This is a genomic window from Paenibacillus sp. 01T443 (genome assembly GCF_056398325.1).
In genome coordinates this window covers 14468-29723 of the sequence record NZ_JBFTPE010000039.1, presented here as the reverse complement: position 1 = coordinate 29723, position 15256 = coordinate 14468, and the positions used below count along the sequence as shown (strand labels likewise).

The 15256-nt window shown below is 43.9% G+C and carries 19 protein-coding genes and 1 pseudogene; 1 reads left to right on the top strand and 19 read right to left on the bottom strand.

Features of this window, described 5'->3' with window-relative positions; translation table 11 throughout:
- Positions 1–293: 293 nt before the first annotated feature.
- The 5 genes from AC1DLI_RS32985 to AC1DLI_RS32965 form a co-directional block, all read right to left on the bottom strand.
- Complete coding sequence (locus tag AC1DLI_RS32985) at positions 294–1058, bottom strand: hypothetical protein (RefSeq protein WP_477609732.1); 765 nt, start codon at positions 1056–1058, stop codon at positions 294–296.
- Positions 1059–1359: 301 nt separating this feature from the next.
- A complete protein-coding gene (locus AC1DLI_RS32980; protein ID WP_477609730.1) occupies positions 1360–1752 on the bottom strand; it encodes a VOC family protein in 393 nt (130 codons plus the stop codon).
- Between the two features lie 359 nt (positions 1753–2111).
- The gene (locus tag AC1DLI_RS32975) at positions 2112–2267 is read right to left on the bottom strand and encodes a hypothetical protein (RefSeq protein ID WP_477609728.1); all 156 of its coding nucleotides are present in this window, start codon (positions 2265–2267) and stop codon (positions 2112–2114) included.
- Positions 2268–2434: 167 nt separating this feature from the next.
- Positions 2435–2857, bottom strand: a complete 423-nt coding sequence (locus tag AC1DLI_RS32970; RefSeq protein WP_477609726.1) for a VOC family protein — start codon at positions 2855–2857, stop codon at positions 2435–2437.
- A gap of 122 nt (positions 2858–2979) precedes the next feature.
- Entirely contained in the window at positions 2980–3138 is a 159-nt protein-coding gene (locus AC1DLI_RS32965; RefSeq protein ID WP_477609724.1) for a Ger(x)C family spore germination C-terminal domain-containing protein, read from the bottom strand.
- A 139-nt stretch (positions 3139–3277) separates the two neighbouring features.
- On the opposite strand from AC1DLI_RS32965, the gene AC1DLI_RS32960 reads away from it, so the two are divergent.
- Positions 3278–3496 carry a hypothetical protein gene (locus AC1DLI_RS32960; RefSeq protein WP_477609722.1) on the top strand — a complete coding sequence of 73 codons (219 nt, stop codon included), beginning with the start codon at positions 3278–3280 and terminating at the stop codon, positions 3494–3496.
- Between the two features lie 276 nt (positions 3497–3772).
- Here the strand turns inward: AC1DLI_RS32960 and AC1DLI_RS32955 are convergent, their stop codons facing one another.
- The 14 genes and pseudogenes from AC1DLI_RS32955 to AC1DLI_RS32890 all read right to left on the bottom strand — a co-directional run bounded on the left by AC1DLI_RS32955 (position 3773) and on the right by AC1DLI_RS32890 (position 15248).
- Complete coding sequence (locus AC1DLI_RS32955) at positions 3773–3988, bottom strand: aminoglycoside adenylyltransferase domain-containing protein (RefSeq protein ID WP_477609720.1); 216 nt, start codon at positions 3986–3988, stop codon at positions 3773–3775.
- A complete protein-coding gene (locus tag AC1DLI_RS32950) occupies positions 3960–4151 on the bottom strand; it encodes a hypothetical protein (protein WP_477609718.1) in 192 nt (63 codons plus the stop codon). The genes AC1DLI_RS32955 and AC1DLI_RS32950 overlap by 29 nt, the downstream gene beginning before the upstream one ends.
- An 83-nt stretch (positions 4152–4234) precedes the next feature.
- Positions 4235–4417 carry a hypothetical protein gene (locus AC1DLI_RS32945; protein ID WP_477609716.1) on the bottom strand — a complete coding sequence of 61 codons (183 nt, stop codon included), beginning with the start codon at positions 4415–4417 and terminating at the stop codon, positions 4235–4237.
- Between the two features lie 37 nt (positions 4418–4454).
- Positions 4455–4901, bottom strand: a complete 447-nt coding sequence (locus AC1DLI_RS32940; protein WP_477609714.1) for a GNAT family N-acetyltransferase — start codon at positions 4899–4901, stop codon at positions 4455–4457.
- Positions 4902–5090: 189 nt separating this feature from the next.
- A complete protein-coding gene (locus AC1DLI_RS32935) occupies positions 5091–5423 on the bottom strand; it encodes a hypothetical protein (protein WP_477609713.1) in 333 nt (110 codons plus the stop codon).
- 183 nt (positions 5424–5606) lie between these two features.
- Entirely contained in the window at positions 5607–5843 is a 237-nt protein-coding gene (locus tag AC1DLI_RS32930) for a hypothetical protein (RefSeq protein WP_477609711.1), read from the bottom strand.
- A gap of 220 nt (positions 5844–6063) precedes the next feature.
- Positions 6064–6240: a hypothetical protein gene (locus AC1DLI_RS32925; protein WP_477609709.1), complete on the bottom strand. Its 177-nt coding sequence runs from the start codon at positions 6238–6240 to the stop codon at positions 6064–6066.
- Between the two features lie 104 nt (positions 6241–6344).
- Positions 6345–7016, bottom strand: a pseudogene (locus tag AC1DLI_RS32920) (NAD(P)-dependent oxidoreductase); the annotation flags it as partial.
- Between the two features lie 352 nt (positions 7017–7368).
- Positions 7369–8178: a phytanoyl-CoA dioxygenase family protein gene (locus tag AC1DLI_RS32915; protein ID WP_477609707.1), complete on the bottom strand. Its 810-nt coding sequence runs from the start codon at positions 8176–8178 to the stop codon at positions 7369–7371.
- Between the two features lie 74 nt (positions 8179–8252).
- Positions 8253–9806 carry an extracellular solute-binding protein gene (locus tag AC1DLI_RS32910; RefSeq protein ID WP_477609705.1) on the bottom strand — a complete coding sequence of 518 codons (1554 nt, stop codon included), beginning with the start codon at positions 9804–9806 and terminating at the stop codon, positions 8253–8255.
- Between the two features lie 69 nt (positions 9807–9875).
- Positions 9876–10736 (bottom strand): carbohydrate ABC transporter permease, encoded by an 861-nt coding sequence (locus tag AC1DLI_RS32905; protein WP_477609703.1) that lies wholly within the window; start codon positions 10734–10736, stop codon positions 9876–9878.
- Positions 10730–11662 carry an ABC transporter permease gene (locus AC1DLI_RS32900; RefSeq protein ID WP_477609734.1) on the bottom strand — a complete coding sequence of 311 codons (933 nt, stop codon included), beginning with the start codon at positions 11660–11662 and terminating at the stop codon, positions 10730–10732. Before AC1DLI_RS32900 ends, AC1DLI_RS32905 begins: the two co-directional genes overlap by 7 nt.
- A 230-nt stretch (positions 11663–11892) precedes the next feature.
- Complete coding sequence (locus AC1DLI_RS32895; protein ID WP_477609701.1) at positions 11893–13671, bottom strand: cache domain-containing sensor histidine kinase; 1779 nt, start codon at positions 13669–13671, stop codon at positions 11893–11895.
- Positions 13672–13706: 35 nt separating this feature from the next.
- Positions 13707–15248 (bottom strand): response regulator transcription factor, encoded by a 1542-nt coding sequence (locus tag AC1DLI_RS32890; RefSeq protein ID WP_477609699.1) that lies wholly within the window; start codon positions 15246–15248, stop codon positions 13707–13709.
- Positions 15249–15256: the final 8 nt, after the last annotated feature.

Sequence of the window (15256 nt, the reverse complement as noted above, 5' to 3'; positions counted from 1 at the left end):
CGCCGCCAGCGTTCGTCCTGAGCCAGGATCAAACTCTCCAAATTGGTGTTTGAAATGCTCATTACTTTTTTATCGCTTTTCTAACGATCCGTTAGGATCGTAAGGGCAGTTATTACTCGTTGTTCAGTTTTCAAAGAGCAATCTTTTTTTCTTTCGTTCCGGTGTGTTTCTTGGCCGGAATAAGAATATACCACGTATTCGCTTAATATATCAACAGGTAATAAATGACAATCGTTACGATTGGTTTCTCTCAAGACGAAATCTCGCAGGCGAAACGTGAAAATCGAGGATCGTTATCCTAGTTTAGGCAATTTACTATTGTTTTTGTATCCTGAGTCATAAGCGTTCTTGATTGCGTCTACCAATTCAGACGTATATCTCCCGATTGTCAGTCTGCCTCGCTCTAGGACCGCTTTAGCGTATTCATCAGAGTAATACAGAGTATCATCCATTACATGCACTAAATAGTATTGTCGCTCCTGACCAACTTTACGGCTTTTTACTTTTGTATCCAAGATCTTTTTAGACCTACCCAATTTGGTACCTTCATGGATGTCAATGCCCCAGATCTCTTGGCTACTATTATCTAAAACCTCGTAGCCGACGACTACTCTGCGTTCTAGACTATCGGATAAAGTAAGTAATTTAAGTAATGTACAATCCGTTTTCGGATTGAATTTCCCCTTTGTAGTTTTGGCGGATGACTTTCCTGTAGTCACGTCCTTGGAGACTTTTCGCACTCTCGTTTTCTTGCCATCGGTAGAAACTTCTTCATCTCTATGCGTTGTATCTTTCTTGCTTGTTAGTTTTTCCATGAGTTCTTGTTCCATTTCCTGCTTAAGCTTTTGCATACCCTGCGTCATTTTCCGGGTTAAATCCTGCTCTAATTTCTTCTGTAATTCTAAGGTGCTTACGGCCTTGGCTTTAGTTGTCTTCTTGGTAGAGGTGGTTTTCCGACTCTTGGTTTTCTTGGGGAGGCGTTTTGGCTTCGTGAGAGAATGAAGGGCTTTCTTTAATTCCTGTATCAATGACTTTTCCACTTTTCGTTTCCGCGCCATATTCGTCCTCCTTCATTTTGTTTCAGGCAAGTAATAAGCGGCCCACCTTGTTACACCTGAATTTTATCCTCGCAGTCTTTTCGTTTAAGTATAATCCCTATCAACATTTCAACCATACGATTCCCTCCTAGCCCTATAGTTGTGTTGCTTCTATTTTAAATAAAACGATTAAATAAGGATATAGTTGCACTAACCTGCCCCTTAGTTGAACGAAAAAAGCAACCGATCCATAAGACCGGTTGCTGCCGTGTTGCATTTAACTATCGTTCCCCGTTAGCTTAATGAGAATATTCAATAGAATCTACTCGACGAACTTAGATGTGGCATGTACCACTAACATATTTCCGCTAGGATCATAGAAGTCAAAATCCATTCCTAGGATTTCATCTTCGACTACCCCTCTGTTTTCTCTGATATCGCCAATCTGTACCCCTTTACTCTGCAAATCGGTCAACAACTTACGAATATCTACTGCTTCAAATCCGATAACGACAGACATCATTCCCTGGTGCAATTCCGTTTCGCACAGAAAAATGGACGGACCTGAAGGAAGCGCAAGAATAGTCATTTTATTGTCCGGCCTCTTCCAATGTACCTTGAATCCCAGATTACCTATATACCATTCGGTAGATTCCTCAAGATTTTTAACTGGAACCTGTAAGTATGAAACCCTTTCAATAATAGTCTCAACCAATTTGCTTCATTCCTTTCTATAATCAGATTTGATAAAAATGAAATTCATTTACACCTATGGCTACCGGATCCACTTAAACGGTAACCTTCGTTGATGATTCCTCTTACGTACTACATATTACCATATATTTACTTATTTTGAATTCCTATTTTCTTTGATATAGTGGGAAAGCTTCATTTTTCGAAACGTGTATCATCTCATGAGGAAAACTTTTCTTAAAGTACTTTTCGACTCTGACATGAATATCTCTCCGGTACCATTCCGATAGCCCATGTGCTTCAAACAATTGAGGCATTCCTAGCCGCTTTGAACGTTTTCCCATCGAACCGTCCCTAATTCATTACGCCCCATTATTGGTGTCATGGAAGTAAGGGGTTTAAATTATCAAAAAAATGCAAACCCCACTGCACATGCAGAAAGCGGATTTTAATTTCAGCAGTTCGATTTGTATCCTCTTTCGCTTTCAACTTCACTTCGAATCGTAATGGTAGCTCTGCACCGGTTTTCTTTTTCACTTATGGCACCCTTAAATGCAAATGAATTCAATAATAAGGGATCTAGAGTTTGGGACTTTTATCAATAAAAAAAGAACAAGCCGCAACTACGCGGCTTGTTCTTTTTTAAACGATGATTAATTTGCGACATATCCTGTCCGTTAGCTTAATGACATTTCGATCGTCACTCAAATAATATTGTATCTTTCTTTAAACTCATTCGATAACTCACTCCAAACATCGTATCTATTCCCATCAGGGTCAGTAATGATAAAATTTGTCCCTGGGTGTCCCCTATCTTCAATTGCTCCAACAAGCACTCCCTTATCCTTTAATTCTTTATGTAACTGTATTAACTCGCTTTCTCCATTCACTTCAAAAGTGAATGGAAACATGACCCCGTCATTTATAGTCCTAAAATTTGCAAGTATACCCGTTTCACTCTGGATTAAAATAAAACTTTGATGAGCCAAACTAATAATTGCATGATTATTTCCTTCGTCCATGTAATCAAGACCTGCACCTAATTTGGAGCAAAACCAATCGGCAGATACTTTCGGATTAGTTACAGGCAGATAAATTGTCCCTACTCGTAATAATTTGGATAGCATTTTTTTACTCCTTAAGTTTTATTCCTATTATATTATAAGGATCAAATTCACTCAGCTTTACGTTATCCTGCCTGTTAGTTCAATGACACTTAATCTCTGAAAATGTAATAATTTTTCTTTTTTCAGCTTACCAGTGCTCCGGTTAGTCCTATTCTCTGAATGGTCAAATTTACTTTTACCGAAACATCTGATTTTGAGAATTCATCATTCCAATTGTCCTTTAATTTTTTCCAGCGGTAAGGAAATTTTCGATGAATGGTGTTCAAATATATTGTTAACATTATATGACGTGTTTTTCCGAACCGTCTTCTCCCGTTATCAATACATTCCAAATTCACTAGGACAGATGAACAAGCCATGAGCTTATATCATGCATATATAAGTTAGAGTAAAACTTTCAACATAAGGATGTGATTTACTATGGCAGCAAGAATGACAAGAAATTATACTGTCCATGATATGAGAGATGAAGTACTCTATTTTAACAGCCCTTGGAAACGATCATTTGCTAACGGAAGAGCAATTTATATCGCTCTTTCAAATAATTCAACCATTAAACTGACAAACACTACTCCAAGCGGTAGGCTAATTCCTGTAGTTATTCAATTCAAAGATACAAAAAAGGAAGTGTTGTTGTAGTTATTGATACAGCAGTACATTTACCACCACATTCAACCAAGAGACTTTAATAATTAATAGGAATTCAAACGAGAGCTGCTATATGAGCTTTCTTTTTTTTTACTTCTAATAGAAATTCAATTTATTCCAACGATCGTAAGTTCAATAATAAGAGCAGGCATCGCAGCGCCTGCTCTTCATGTGTGTTATTCCACTATCGTTTCCCGTTAGTTTTTGAAATATTACCGTTAATCACCTTGTTGTCAGATGTAATTACAGGTTAATAAAATTCCGTTGTTATTCGTAATCATCAACACCCGCTTTTGAAGTGACCCAGTGCACGAATCGCATCACTTCAGAGATGATACTGGGATCGGGAAGCGTAGTGTCGGTACGCCAAGCTCGCGACTGGTCGACTAAAGAACGCCATCGTTCTGGTAATATTTCAAGCGCCCACTTAACCGAACATTGTTTACTACATACTTCACCAAACTTCAATGTGTATATGGTCACTTGTCACAGGGTCGAAATCACCTAAAGCGAGTGAGCCACGCAGATAAACGCCAATAAGCTCATCTCCGATTGCTTCTTGAATGCCAAGAAGTAAATTTCGCAGCATCTCAGTCACAGAATTTGGAAGACTACTGGCCGGTTCAGGGGAATTTGATAAGGACATGTAATCCACTCCCGTATTAAACTTTCGTGTCCCGTTAGCGTAACATGCCCCACGCATAGTACAGTACGGGGGGCTTATGTGATTTATAATTTAGTGGCTTGATAAACGAATTTCTGATTGCCGCTTGTTGGTATTTTTCCATCCTCAAAATCTGCACAAATAATGACATTGGAATAACCAATGCATTCAAGGATGTACTTGAATTCCTCGATACCGTACCAGCGCAATGCAAATCGCTGCAATTCCGTTTGGAGTGTGCAGTTCACATAGCAACTGCTCCTTGTTAGTTAAACTATCGTTGTATTATTTGAACTTTTTAATGAAATTTTTTTGGTCCTTTGTAAACATATAACCACGTCGTTCGTAGAACCTGTGAGCATGTATTCGACTTGGGTGGGATAAGAGTTTAATCCCAGAAAATCCATTGTTCTTTCCCCACTGTTCAAGACGCTCAATCAACATGCTGCCTACACCTTGATTTCTATACTTTTCTTTAACAACAAATCCGAGGACGTTTACTAATGAGTCAGAAAATAGTAATTCATATGGACTTCCATGAATATATCCTATTACCTCGTTGTTTTGTTCATAAACTAAGATGATATCTTTTGTTTTCTTTATAATGTTTTCAATCTTCTCTTTTACCTTTTCTTCAGAAAATAAATATAGATTTGGGTTAAAGTCTTGATTTAACAAATAAATATCATGATAATCAGTTACCCTAATTTCCCTAACACTTTTCCCTTTCATTTTTGAACGCCTCAATTCGCTATATCATCACGGACACCTGAAATAAATGTTAGACGTCTTTACATAATTCGGCAAGTCACTACGCTTGCACTATTCTGCCCGGTAGCGTAATGACTTATCAAAAGCCCATTTGAGAAATAAAAAAGCACCTACCAACCGAATGGAGATGCTTAAGCTTTGTAATCCCCACTAAAACTTAATCCAAATAGGGAGTATTAGAAAAATTATCGTAACAACCACGCTTATCGCAAGCATAAACTCGCCAATCTTATTACTCATGACTGCTCCAAAATCATTTACGTACCTCTTGGAAACTAGTACTGCCGCTAACCAGAACGGTATTGAAGCTAAAAAAGTATAGTGAAAACCATCAGTTCCGTTTGAGTATATATCTAGTCCAATTATTTTAAAGAGTGAATGGCTTACAATCAACCCATTCCCAAAATTCCAGTTTATTAAGAATCCCGAAAGCAGAAGAACTAAAGAAAACGAACCATAACCAAAACGTTTCTTTATTGCCAAAATGCATCAACTCCTCGGCGAATATTTCATCCATATGATACCATATAAACCTATATCATGATATTCATTTTGGAAAGGGTACCCTGTCAGGTGCTAGTACTTTCTGCACTCTCCTGCCCGTTAGCGTTGAAAAGGCAGCCGATCATTGTGATCGGCTGCCTCCGTGTCTTTATTGAAACTTTATCAGTTCTCACACAATTCAGTCGTCTTGATGGTTGTGCCTAGTGAGGTTAACCGATACAGACCGAAAACAACTGGATTAGCTTGCACCAATCCCTCACGCAAAAGGTCTTTTAGTATCTGATTTACATCGGATGGATTCTCCGGTACTTTTGGAAGTTGACCAGCAATCTGCACCGGTGTCTGCCATTCTGTGGTTAATGCCAATAATACCGATTGTTGCAGTAGAGTCAAGTTCATGCCTTCATCCTCCTTTTTATTGCTTACAATACGCGAACCATTTAATGATAATACGGTACAAAGCTTTAAAGTTCCAATTTATGATTGCATTAAACAACCCGTTAGCTTAATGGCTAGCAAATAGGACGAAATACGAATTCATATGGCTTCAGACTTATTTTGTCAACAAAGCAAGGACACTCCTCGATAGAAGTGTCCACTGCAGTTATAGTTTTTCTGTTTAATAATGTTTATCGAAATCCACGAGATTGCAGGACGGTTGACCGTTATGAAGGTATGCCTTTATATTTTTTATAAAAATTTCCATTGCCCTATCATCATAATACACCGTTGATCCCGAATTATGCGGGGTGATGATGACATTGTCCATCTGCCACAACGGACTCGTCTCGGGCAAAGGCTCTTGCTCGAATACATCCAAGCCTGCACCGGCGATCTTGTCTCACACAGCGCTTCAAGCAAAGCATCAGTATCCGTCGTTCCGCCCCTGCCAATATTGATAAAGTGTGCGGAAGCTTTCATGAGACCAAATTCCCTGCGTCCAAATAAACGATACGTCTCCGGTGTTAATGGGAGTGTAACAATGATGTAATCGCTTAGCCGGAGCACCTCATCAAGTCCGAGATTATCGAACATTTGATCCACATATTGTGAAGGCTTTCCAGATCGTCTTACCCCAAGTACCTTCATACCGAACGCTTTGCCCAACCTGGCCGTTTCCTCTCCGATCTCCCCAACTCCGATCACGCCCATCGTTCGGCCATGAATTTCGTTCAACTCTCCCGTAGATTTCCAGGTATTTTGGATTTGATGGCGGATCGAAAGATGAAGCTTTCGGGAAAAAGCAAGCATCATCGCCAAGATCGTTTCGGAAATCGGAAAAGCGTGTACGCCACTAGCATTTGTCAATACAATCCCTTGGGCAGCCATCTCTGCAAGCGGCATTCCGTCCACACCTGCCCCCCAATTCTGTATCCATCTTAATTTCGCGTTCGGATTCAAACATTGCTCCGCAACCGTCCCGTTCCAGCCGACTATAATCTCAGCTTCCTTCAGATGGGGAGTCCACTGCTCTTTATCACCATGAATCACTTCCCATTCAGAGGGAATAACCGTGTAAATCTGTTCAAGTTGGTTCTGGGACAGTAGACGCAAAAATACGATCTTAGGCATATGGCTATCCTCTTCTTTCCCAAAAAATAGGTTTTTCTATAGTATAAAGAATCGCCGCCTGGTAAGAAAGAGCTTATCTTAAGTATACTAACTTACATAAGAAAATAAATGTCAGATGATTATTGAGCTCTCGCTAGCCGTTAGCTTTAAGGACGGTGTCCACTTAAAGCGTCATAGAGTGGAATTTTATGCGGATCTGCTAGCGAAAGCGATCTAATTACATCTGCTTAGAAAATAAAGGATCAGTTAAAAACGACAATTACTCGTTTTTAACTGATCCTTATTGCGCTGCAAGAATGTCACCACAAAAGCGAAACGATCACTCAGCTTTAATTTGAGCCCGATTCAAACATTAAGAATGGCCGATGAGCATTGATTTGAGCGGAACCATCGAATCTTCAGGGACATAATACTTAAATCTATTGTCGCTAATTTGTCCCAGCAGTTGACGGCGGATCGGATCAGCGTCCTTCAAGAGACCCTCGTCTGCCTGATGGTAATCGATTGGACGCATCCAGATCGGGCTGTAGCCTAGAAACAGCTGTCTTCTTGTGAACTCGGAATGATTTGTTGAGCCGGCATGCCACAGATTTTGCGCAAAAATAAACACGTCCCCCGGCTTTCCGCATACCTGTATCTCCCCATCCAATTGCTGGCTTACATCCTTATTGTTCGGATTGTATGGCTGCTTATGGCTGCCCGGAATCACCTTTGTATTTCCTCTATTTGGCTGCGACATATCGCTTAAAATGTAACAGACCTTAATATAATAGGTAGCCGTTAAGCCTGCTATGACCGGAAACTGCGGATGAGGGCCGTCTTGATGCCAATCGATGAAGCTGTGCGTAGCTGTTTTCACATCGTTTGGATTAGGCTTCCTCACCGTCAGATGGGAGATATGCAGCTGAATATTATGGCCAAGCAAATTAACGATTAACGGTAGGATGGTGGCATGGTCGATCAACGATGCGATCTCAGCATGCCGAGAAACGCTATTATAAATATTATGAGCAAGCGTTTCTTGCTCCTCTGCGAGAACTTCATCGATCGCTGCATTCAAACGGGTTACCTTATCCTCTGATAAAACATCCGGTATAATCAAGTACCCTTGCTCGTCAAATTGGTTCTTCAATTCAAGAATATTCAGCGAAGTCGTTTCCATATGGCCTCTCCTCCTGCTTGCATACATTTAATTAACCGCTTTTCTTTCACGCTCCATTTGCAGCCTTCAATGCGTTAGCCTCCGTACCCTAGCGCCTTCAACTGCTCGTATGCGCTATCCAGGAACGCTTTATAATTCATGGATGTCTCAAGCGTCTTAATAAACGCATCGTATTCGCTTATTGGGCGTTTGTTATAAATAAATTTCGCGATCTCTTCCTCTATATACCGATCGGCGTCAGCCGAATTAAAGCCTTCGGGATTATCGGCAAATCCGTTGAGCGCTTTAATGCGAGGCTGATCGTTAGAAAATTTGATTGCATCAGACTGCATGGTGAACTTTGCTTGCAAATATTCCATTTCAGGCCTTCCTGTGAATTGGTATAACCATGAATAACCGACGTCGCCTGCCTTATCCGTCATCTTTGGCTTTCCATTATCAATGGTGAAATGAGTGTCCTTCACCCCGAATTGAACGAGCATCGAGCCGCCTTCCGGGTTCGAGATATAGTTCAGCAGATCAAAGACGCGCTGCAGCTTCTCCGGATCCTTCTCCAGTGCCTTCGGAATAGCAAATCTCCCCGGTGCTGCGCCAATATCCCATGAGCCGTCAAATTGTCCCCCTGGTCCGCTTGGCGCGGCCATTTGCAGCCACTCCGCATTCGGATTAACGGTCTTGATTTGCTCGACGAATTGCTCCTTCGTCATATTCGGCCAATCGATATAGACCATGCCGGCTTGCCCCTTAATGGCCTTCTCCTGATGCTGAAGCCCGCTGTTGGCTAACAATTCGGGATCAACCGAGCCCGAAGCGATCATTTGCTGAATGAGCGTCAGTGCGTCTTTCATTGCCGGGTCGTACAGAGAATTAACAACTGCCCCGTCTTTCTCATAGAAATTTCCAGGCATACCGACACCGAACGCTCCGAATACCGTTGAAAATGCGAACAGCTTACCTCCCGTCAAACCAAACGTGTCCGGTTTGCCGTTGCCATCGGGATCCTGAGTGGTGAAGGCCTCCGCTACGTCCTTCAATTGTTCAATCGTTGTCGGAACCTGCAGCTTCAGCTTATCCAGCCAATCCTTGCGAATCCACAACGTGTTATAAGGGATTTGCGGGGATTTGGAGATGCCGTAAACTTTCCCGTCTACCATGCCTTTCTTGACACTATCTTCACCGATGTAGTCGACCGTCTGCTGTAATTTATCCATGTATGGGGTTATATCTAGCAATAGTCCTTGTTTTGAAAATTGAATGAGCTGCTGCCGGCTCACCATGAACAGGTCAGGGAAATTACCGGAGGACATGCGAACATTCAATTGGTTTACGTAATCATCATTCGAAGGATAGACCGTCAGATTCAGATCGATGTTTAGCGCCGTATCCAGCTCCTTCTTAATGATATCCTTATCCGGCGTAGGCAGGTTATTGCCGGCCTCGATAATTTCCAGCTTAATCGGTTTGTCACTTTCCCCGTTGCTTGGCTTAGCGGTAGAGGCATTACTAGGCGTATCGCCTTCTTTTGTATTTCCGTCTTTGGTTTCGCCGCTGCCTCCCGAACAACCCGCAAGCAAAGCACCTAACAATGAAATGGTCAGCAAGAATGAAAATACTTTTCTCATCTTCATATCCCCTTTCTGAAATCTATCTATTGAATAGGTCCGTATAGCTGGCCAGTTATCCATACGGCGACTAGGTCAACCTTTAATCGATCCGAGAAGCATTCCCTTCGTAAAGTGCTTCTGGAGGAAGGGATAGATCACGATGACGGGCAGACTCGCAATCATAACGGAAGCCATCTGCATCGTCTGGGTAGGCATGATGTTCTCCGCATTTTCAAGCGGCTGCTGGCTTTGCATCAAAATTTCTCTGACGATGACCTGCAGCGGGAACAGCGTCCGGTCTGTCACATAGAAGATCGCTTGGAAAAACTCATTCCAATGACCAACTAAATAAAACAATCCGACAGTAAGCAAGACCGGAATCGAGAGCGGCGTGACGATCTGGAGCAAAATCCGAAATTCCTTGGCGCCGTCCATCCTAGCAGATTCGAACAATTCCTCGGGAAGTCCCTCGAAGAAGCTCTTCATAATGAGCACGTTAAAGCTCCATACGGCGTTTGGCAGGATCATTGCCCAGATTGTGTCAAGCAGCCCCATCGATTTGACGACCAGGTAGGTAGGAATAAGTCCTCCACTGAACAATAAAGTAAACACAATCATCAGGAGAAAGAACCTTCTTGCTGGCAGGTTTTTACGGCTGAGCGGATAAGCCATCAAGCCCGTCAATATGAGATTGACTGCCGTCCCAATAACCGTAATCAGGACCGTTATTTGAAACGCTTTCGGTATATTTGACTCTGTTAACAGCGTGCGGTAAGCAGAGAACGTGATCTCTCTCGGGAACAAAATAAATCCGCCGTTTCGTAATACTTCCCCGAATGGAGTGATGGATACCGATACGACATAAAGCATCGGTAGAATGGCGGCAAGACCGCACAACCCAAGAATAACATATACGACGCCATTAAATATTTTATCGTCCAAGCTTTTTACCATATTCCCTCACCCCACTTTTTCGCCAGCCGGTTAGCTCCTAGCACCAGTATCAGCCCAATGAGTGACTTGAATAATCCGACTGCTGAAGCCAAGCTGAAGTTCAATTGCTGCAAGCCTGTTCGGTATACCCAAGTATCCAAAATGTCGGCAACCGGATACACCTGAATATTGTACAGGATATAGATTTGGTCGAACCCGGCATCCAGCAGATGGCCCAGCTTTAGAATGAAGAGGAGGATAATGATGCTTTGAATTCCTGGAAGCGATATATGCCAAATCATCCGCAGCCGGCTCGCGCCATCTACTTTTGCCGCCTCATAGAGAGTAGGATCGATTCCTGCCATTGCTGCCAGGTAGATGATCGCGCCCCAGCCAAGATTTTGCCACACCTCTGAACCGACCAGAATGCTGCGGAAATAGTCCGTTGAGGTCAAGAATGGAATGGACTGGCCGCCTGCCTCCACAATCCATCGATTCACCAGTCCCCCGTTCTGGGAGAACAAGGTCAGCAGGATGCCGAAAATAATAACCCAAGATAAGAAATGCGGCAAATAAGTCAGTGTTTGGACAATATTTTTCAACCAAAGAACGCGGCATTCATTCAGCAGCAGCGCGAGTATGATCGGGGGGAATGTTCCAAAGATTAGCTTGTAACAGCTAATTAACAACGTATTCGTCAAGAGCTGGCTGAAATAGGGGGATTGATAAAAATCTCTAAAATGCTTATACCACGGATCTACCCAGGCGCTCCCGGTTATGCCGTCCATGATGGCAAAGTTTTTAAAGGCAATAATGACCCCGTACATCGGAAAATATCGGAAAATAATAAAATAGATCACACCCGGGAGCAGCATGATGTAGAATGCCCGGAAACGCCAGATCGTTCTTAAAACCGACTGCAGCTTCGTTTGCGGAGTAGGCTGCATTCGAGAGGCTGGTATGTAGCTTTGATCGGCTTCCATGTAAGCCCTCCTTTTATGATTGCGCTTTCAAAGTATGTCTTAAGTATAAGTTGTACCTCTGATTGCCGATATACACAAAAACGTAAAAAGTGTATGGATTTAAGGGAAAGGGAACGTATGTAATTGCGGCTCTAAGTGTGCCAAACAAACCAAGAGGCCATCCCGCAGGACAGCCTCGAACTTTGATAGAACGCTTAGCTCAAAACACCTAAAAGCTCATCGTTTTCGGTATGAACGGGGATCTCCACCCGGATAACGGTTCCGACGCCGCTGGCACTTCCTATTCGCAAGCCATAGGGCACGCCATAATGAATACGGATTCGATCATGCACATTGCGTAAGCCAATTCCGGTAAAACGGTATTTCGAGCGCTCCTGCTCGAAATGGTCATGCAGCGCTTTGCGAGCTTCGGCTTTTGAAATGCCGACGCCGTTATCACGAACATACAGCCTGATCATGCCCCGCTCCAATCTCCCTTTAATGGTAATAAGACCTCCGCTACGCGGTGAAATGCCATGAAACAAGGCATTCTCTACAAGCGGCTGCAGGGTTAGCTTAAGAATCCGGTTTTGCAGCAGGCTGGGGTCGATATCCAAACGGTATTTGTATTGCTCGCCGTAACGCACCTGTTGAATGTGCATATACATTCGCAGCCCTTCCAGCTCCTCTTCGATCGAGACATATTCCGATTGTTTATCGAAGCTGAAGGCTAACAGCTTAACCAAGGATCGAATGGTATCGCGCACCTCGTCAATCCTCTGCTGCTTGGCAAGGCTGCTTATACAGGCTAGCGTGTTATATAGAAAATGAGGCGCAATTTGGCTCCGCAGCATTTTAAGCTCATATTCCTTTTTTTGCTCCTCCGCCGATTTCGTTTTTTGCAGCAACGTTTGAATTCGCTCCAGCATGTCATTATAGCTTTGAGTCAGCCGGCCGATCTCATCCTTTCTTGTGACCGGCAGCTTCGCGACAATCTGCACATCGTTTAACCGGTCCATCTTTTCCACGAACCGGCGAATAGGTTTCGTAAAGGATCGGCTCATCAGGTAGGCGCTTATCAACAGAATGATCATCCACACGATGCTGGCCGTTCGGTAATTATTATTTAACTGCTTCAGGTCTTGGTAGAAATAGTCTTCCTCAATAAATGCCGCTAAGGACCAACCCAGCCGGTTTTTCGTCGACTTCACGGCAACAAGCGGATTCAAACCATTTCCTTCGATCTGGCTAACGCCGACTTTAAGGGAAACAAGCTGCTTCCGAAAGCTATCCTGCAGTACAGGCGGATACACCGCTGCCTGAAAAGGAAGCATTTTATCGCGAGAATCAAGCCGGTTAATAATATTTCCGTCTTTCGTTACTAAAGCATACGATTGGTAAATCATCGGAGCGATTCGCTCCGTAAGCAAATCCAGATTCACCTCTGCAACGACAACACCCTTCACTTGTCTGTGCAAATCGGTAACCGGCAAAACATAGGCCAGCGTGTGACCAGACATCGGGGAATTATAGGGCTCGCTTACATTGATTGCCCCATAATTCTGAAGCGCCAGCTCATACAGCTCCGGGAGCTTCGGATTGCCGATGATATCATAATTGACTTGCGAGTTCGCGTAGACCTTCCCATCGGTACGAACCAAATACAGCGTCTTGGCTATCGAATTGTTATTATCGGCGAATTTGCGCAGCGTATCGTCGGCAAGCGCCTCATTCCCTTCCTCGAACAGATCGTAACGGGTAGAGAGCAGCAGGAGCATATTCTCGACATTGTCGAGACTGGCATCAATATATTGATTTGTCCGGCCTGCAAGCAGCTCGGCATCGCGTACGACTTGATTTTTCAATAGACTTTCTGCCTCGCTCAGATTGCGATAGGCAAGCACCATTACAAGCAGAAGCGTCACGATGAATAAATAGATGAACTGCTTGGTAGCAAGACCTAGACTGCTATACCAATTGACCAACTTAGACATATGCTCCATACCCCCGTATCCGATCCCGCAGTTGTTTAAGGATTCCGTTTGTAATCCGTCGGAGAGACCCCTGTCCAATTACGAAACGTAACGGTAAAATAACGATAGCTCGGAATTCCGACTTCTTCCGCGATCTCGTATACCTTTTTATTCGTTCGCTTCAGCAGCTCGACCGCCTTCTCCATTCGAAGACGGGTAATATATTGATTAACCGTGTCGCCGGTCTGTTCACGAAATAACCGACTGACATAATGCGGGCTTAAACCGACCTGCTCAGCAAGTATCGGCAGCGAAATGGGCTGCTGCATGTTCGCTTGAATCCACTGGATCGCGGAACGTATTTCGATACGCGAGCGCGATCCCCCGCTCTCGATTTCGTTGATATTATGAATGAGGCAGGCGATCATTTGCCCCAAGGTTTGCGCTCCCATCAATTGCGTAATGCCCCGGCCATCAAGCTCAGCACCCTCATGGACCTTCAGCCATTCCATCTGCCAATTCAGCATGCGCTGCTTGAGCTGCTGAGGCCGAATGCGTATCGCTGAACACCATTTGGGCAAATCCCCTTGTATGCATTCTTTTAGGTGTGCAGAGGACCTGCTAGCCATTCTTAACATCTCATTCAGTTCCTTCGCATGCTTATCCGTCATCTCACTTAAAGGAAGTGGCCTGACGTTCCGTACGCTGCTCCCAGACGAGCCATCATAAAAAAGCGCGTCTTTCCATTCAGTCGTATGAGCTAGCGAATACGCAAGCTCTTCCTTCCTTGTGATTGGTTCACTGATAATCGCATGCACCGTCACCAGGTGCTCGGGCAGCTCTTCACACTCCTTCAAGCAGCATTCAAGAGCTTGTACGACCCCGCTAAGCGTTGCAACTGCTTGCGCTTCCGATTGCTGTTCTGCCAGTAGGACAAAATACTCATTCTCACCTGTAGTCAGCCAAGTCAGCCAATTTGGATCAGATCTTTCTCTATCTTTCAATGTCTGTTGGATTCGCTGCCTCGCGGGAATGTAAGAAGCATTCGGCGCATCCAGAATCAAACGCGCCAATCTATAGGTCCCCGCTCCATCCAGCTCGATAGTATTCCAATCGTCGCTATTAAGCGCATGACCGCGCAGCAACTTCCCGAACGCTGCCGCTTGCAGCTGCCGCCGTTCAGATCTTTCATTATCAAGGGAACGGCGCTCCTTGATGATCGCTTCTCTTACTTTGATCATCGCTTGCTTCATTTCCTCTTCTTCCATCGATACCTTTAATAAATATTCAAGCGCTCCAAGCCGGAGCGCCTCCTGAACATAATGGAAATCGCTGTGACAAGTCAGCAAAATAATTTGAATGGCAGGATATCTTTTCCTAAGCTCCCTAATGAGCGTAATTCCGTCCATAATCGGCATCGTGATATCCGTAACCACGACATCCGGCACGCAGACCCCGCACGCTTGCAGCGCTTCCTCGCCATTCCCGGCCTCGCCGATTAAGACGGCGCCGCAGTCCTCCCATGGGAATAGGCGAAGCTCCTGCCTCAGCGGAACCTCGTCATCGACAATTAGAACGTTCAACGGTTTCTCAGCCATGATACCCT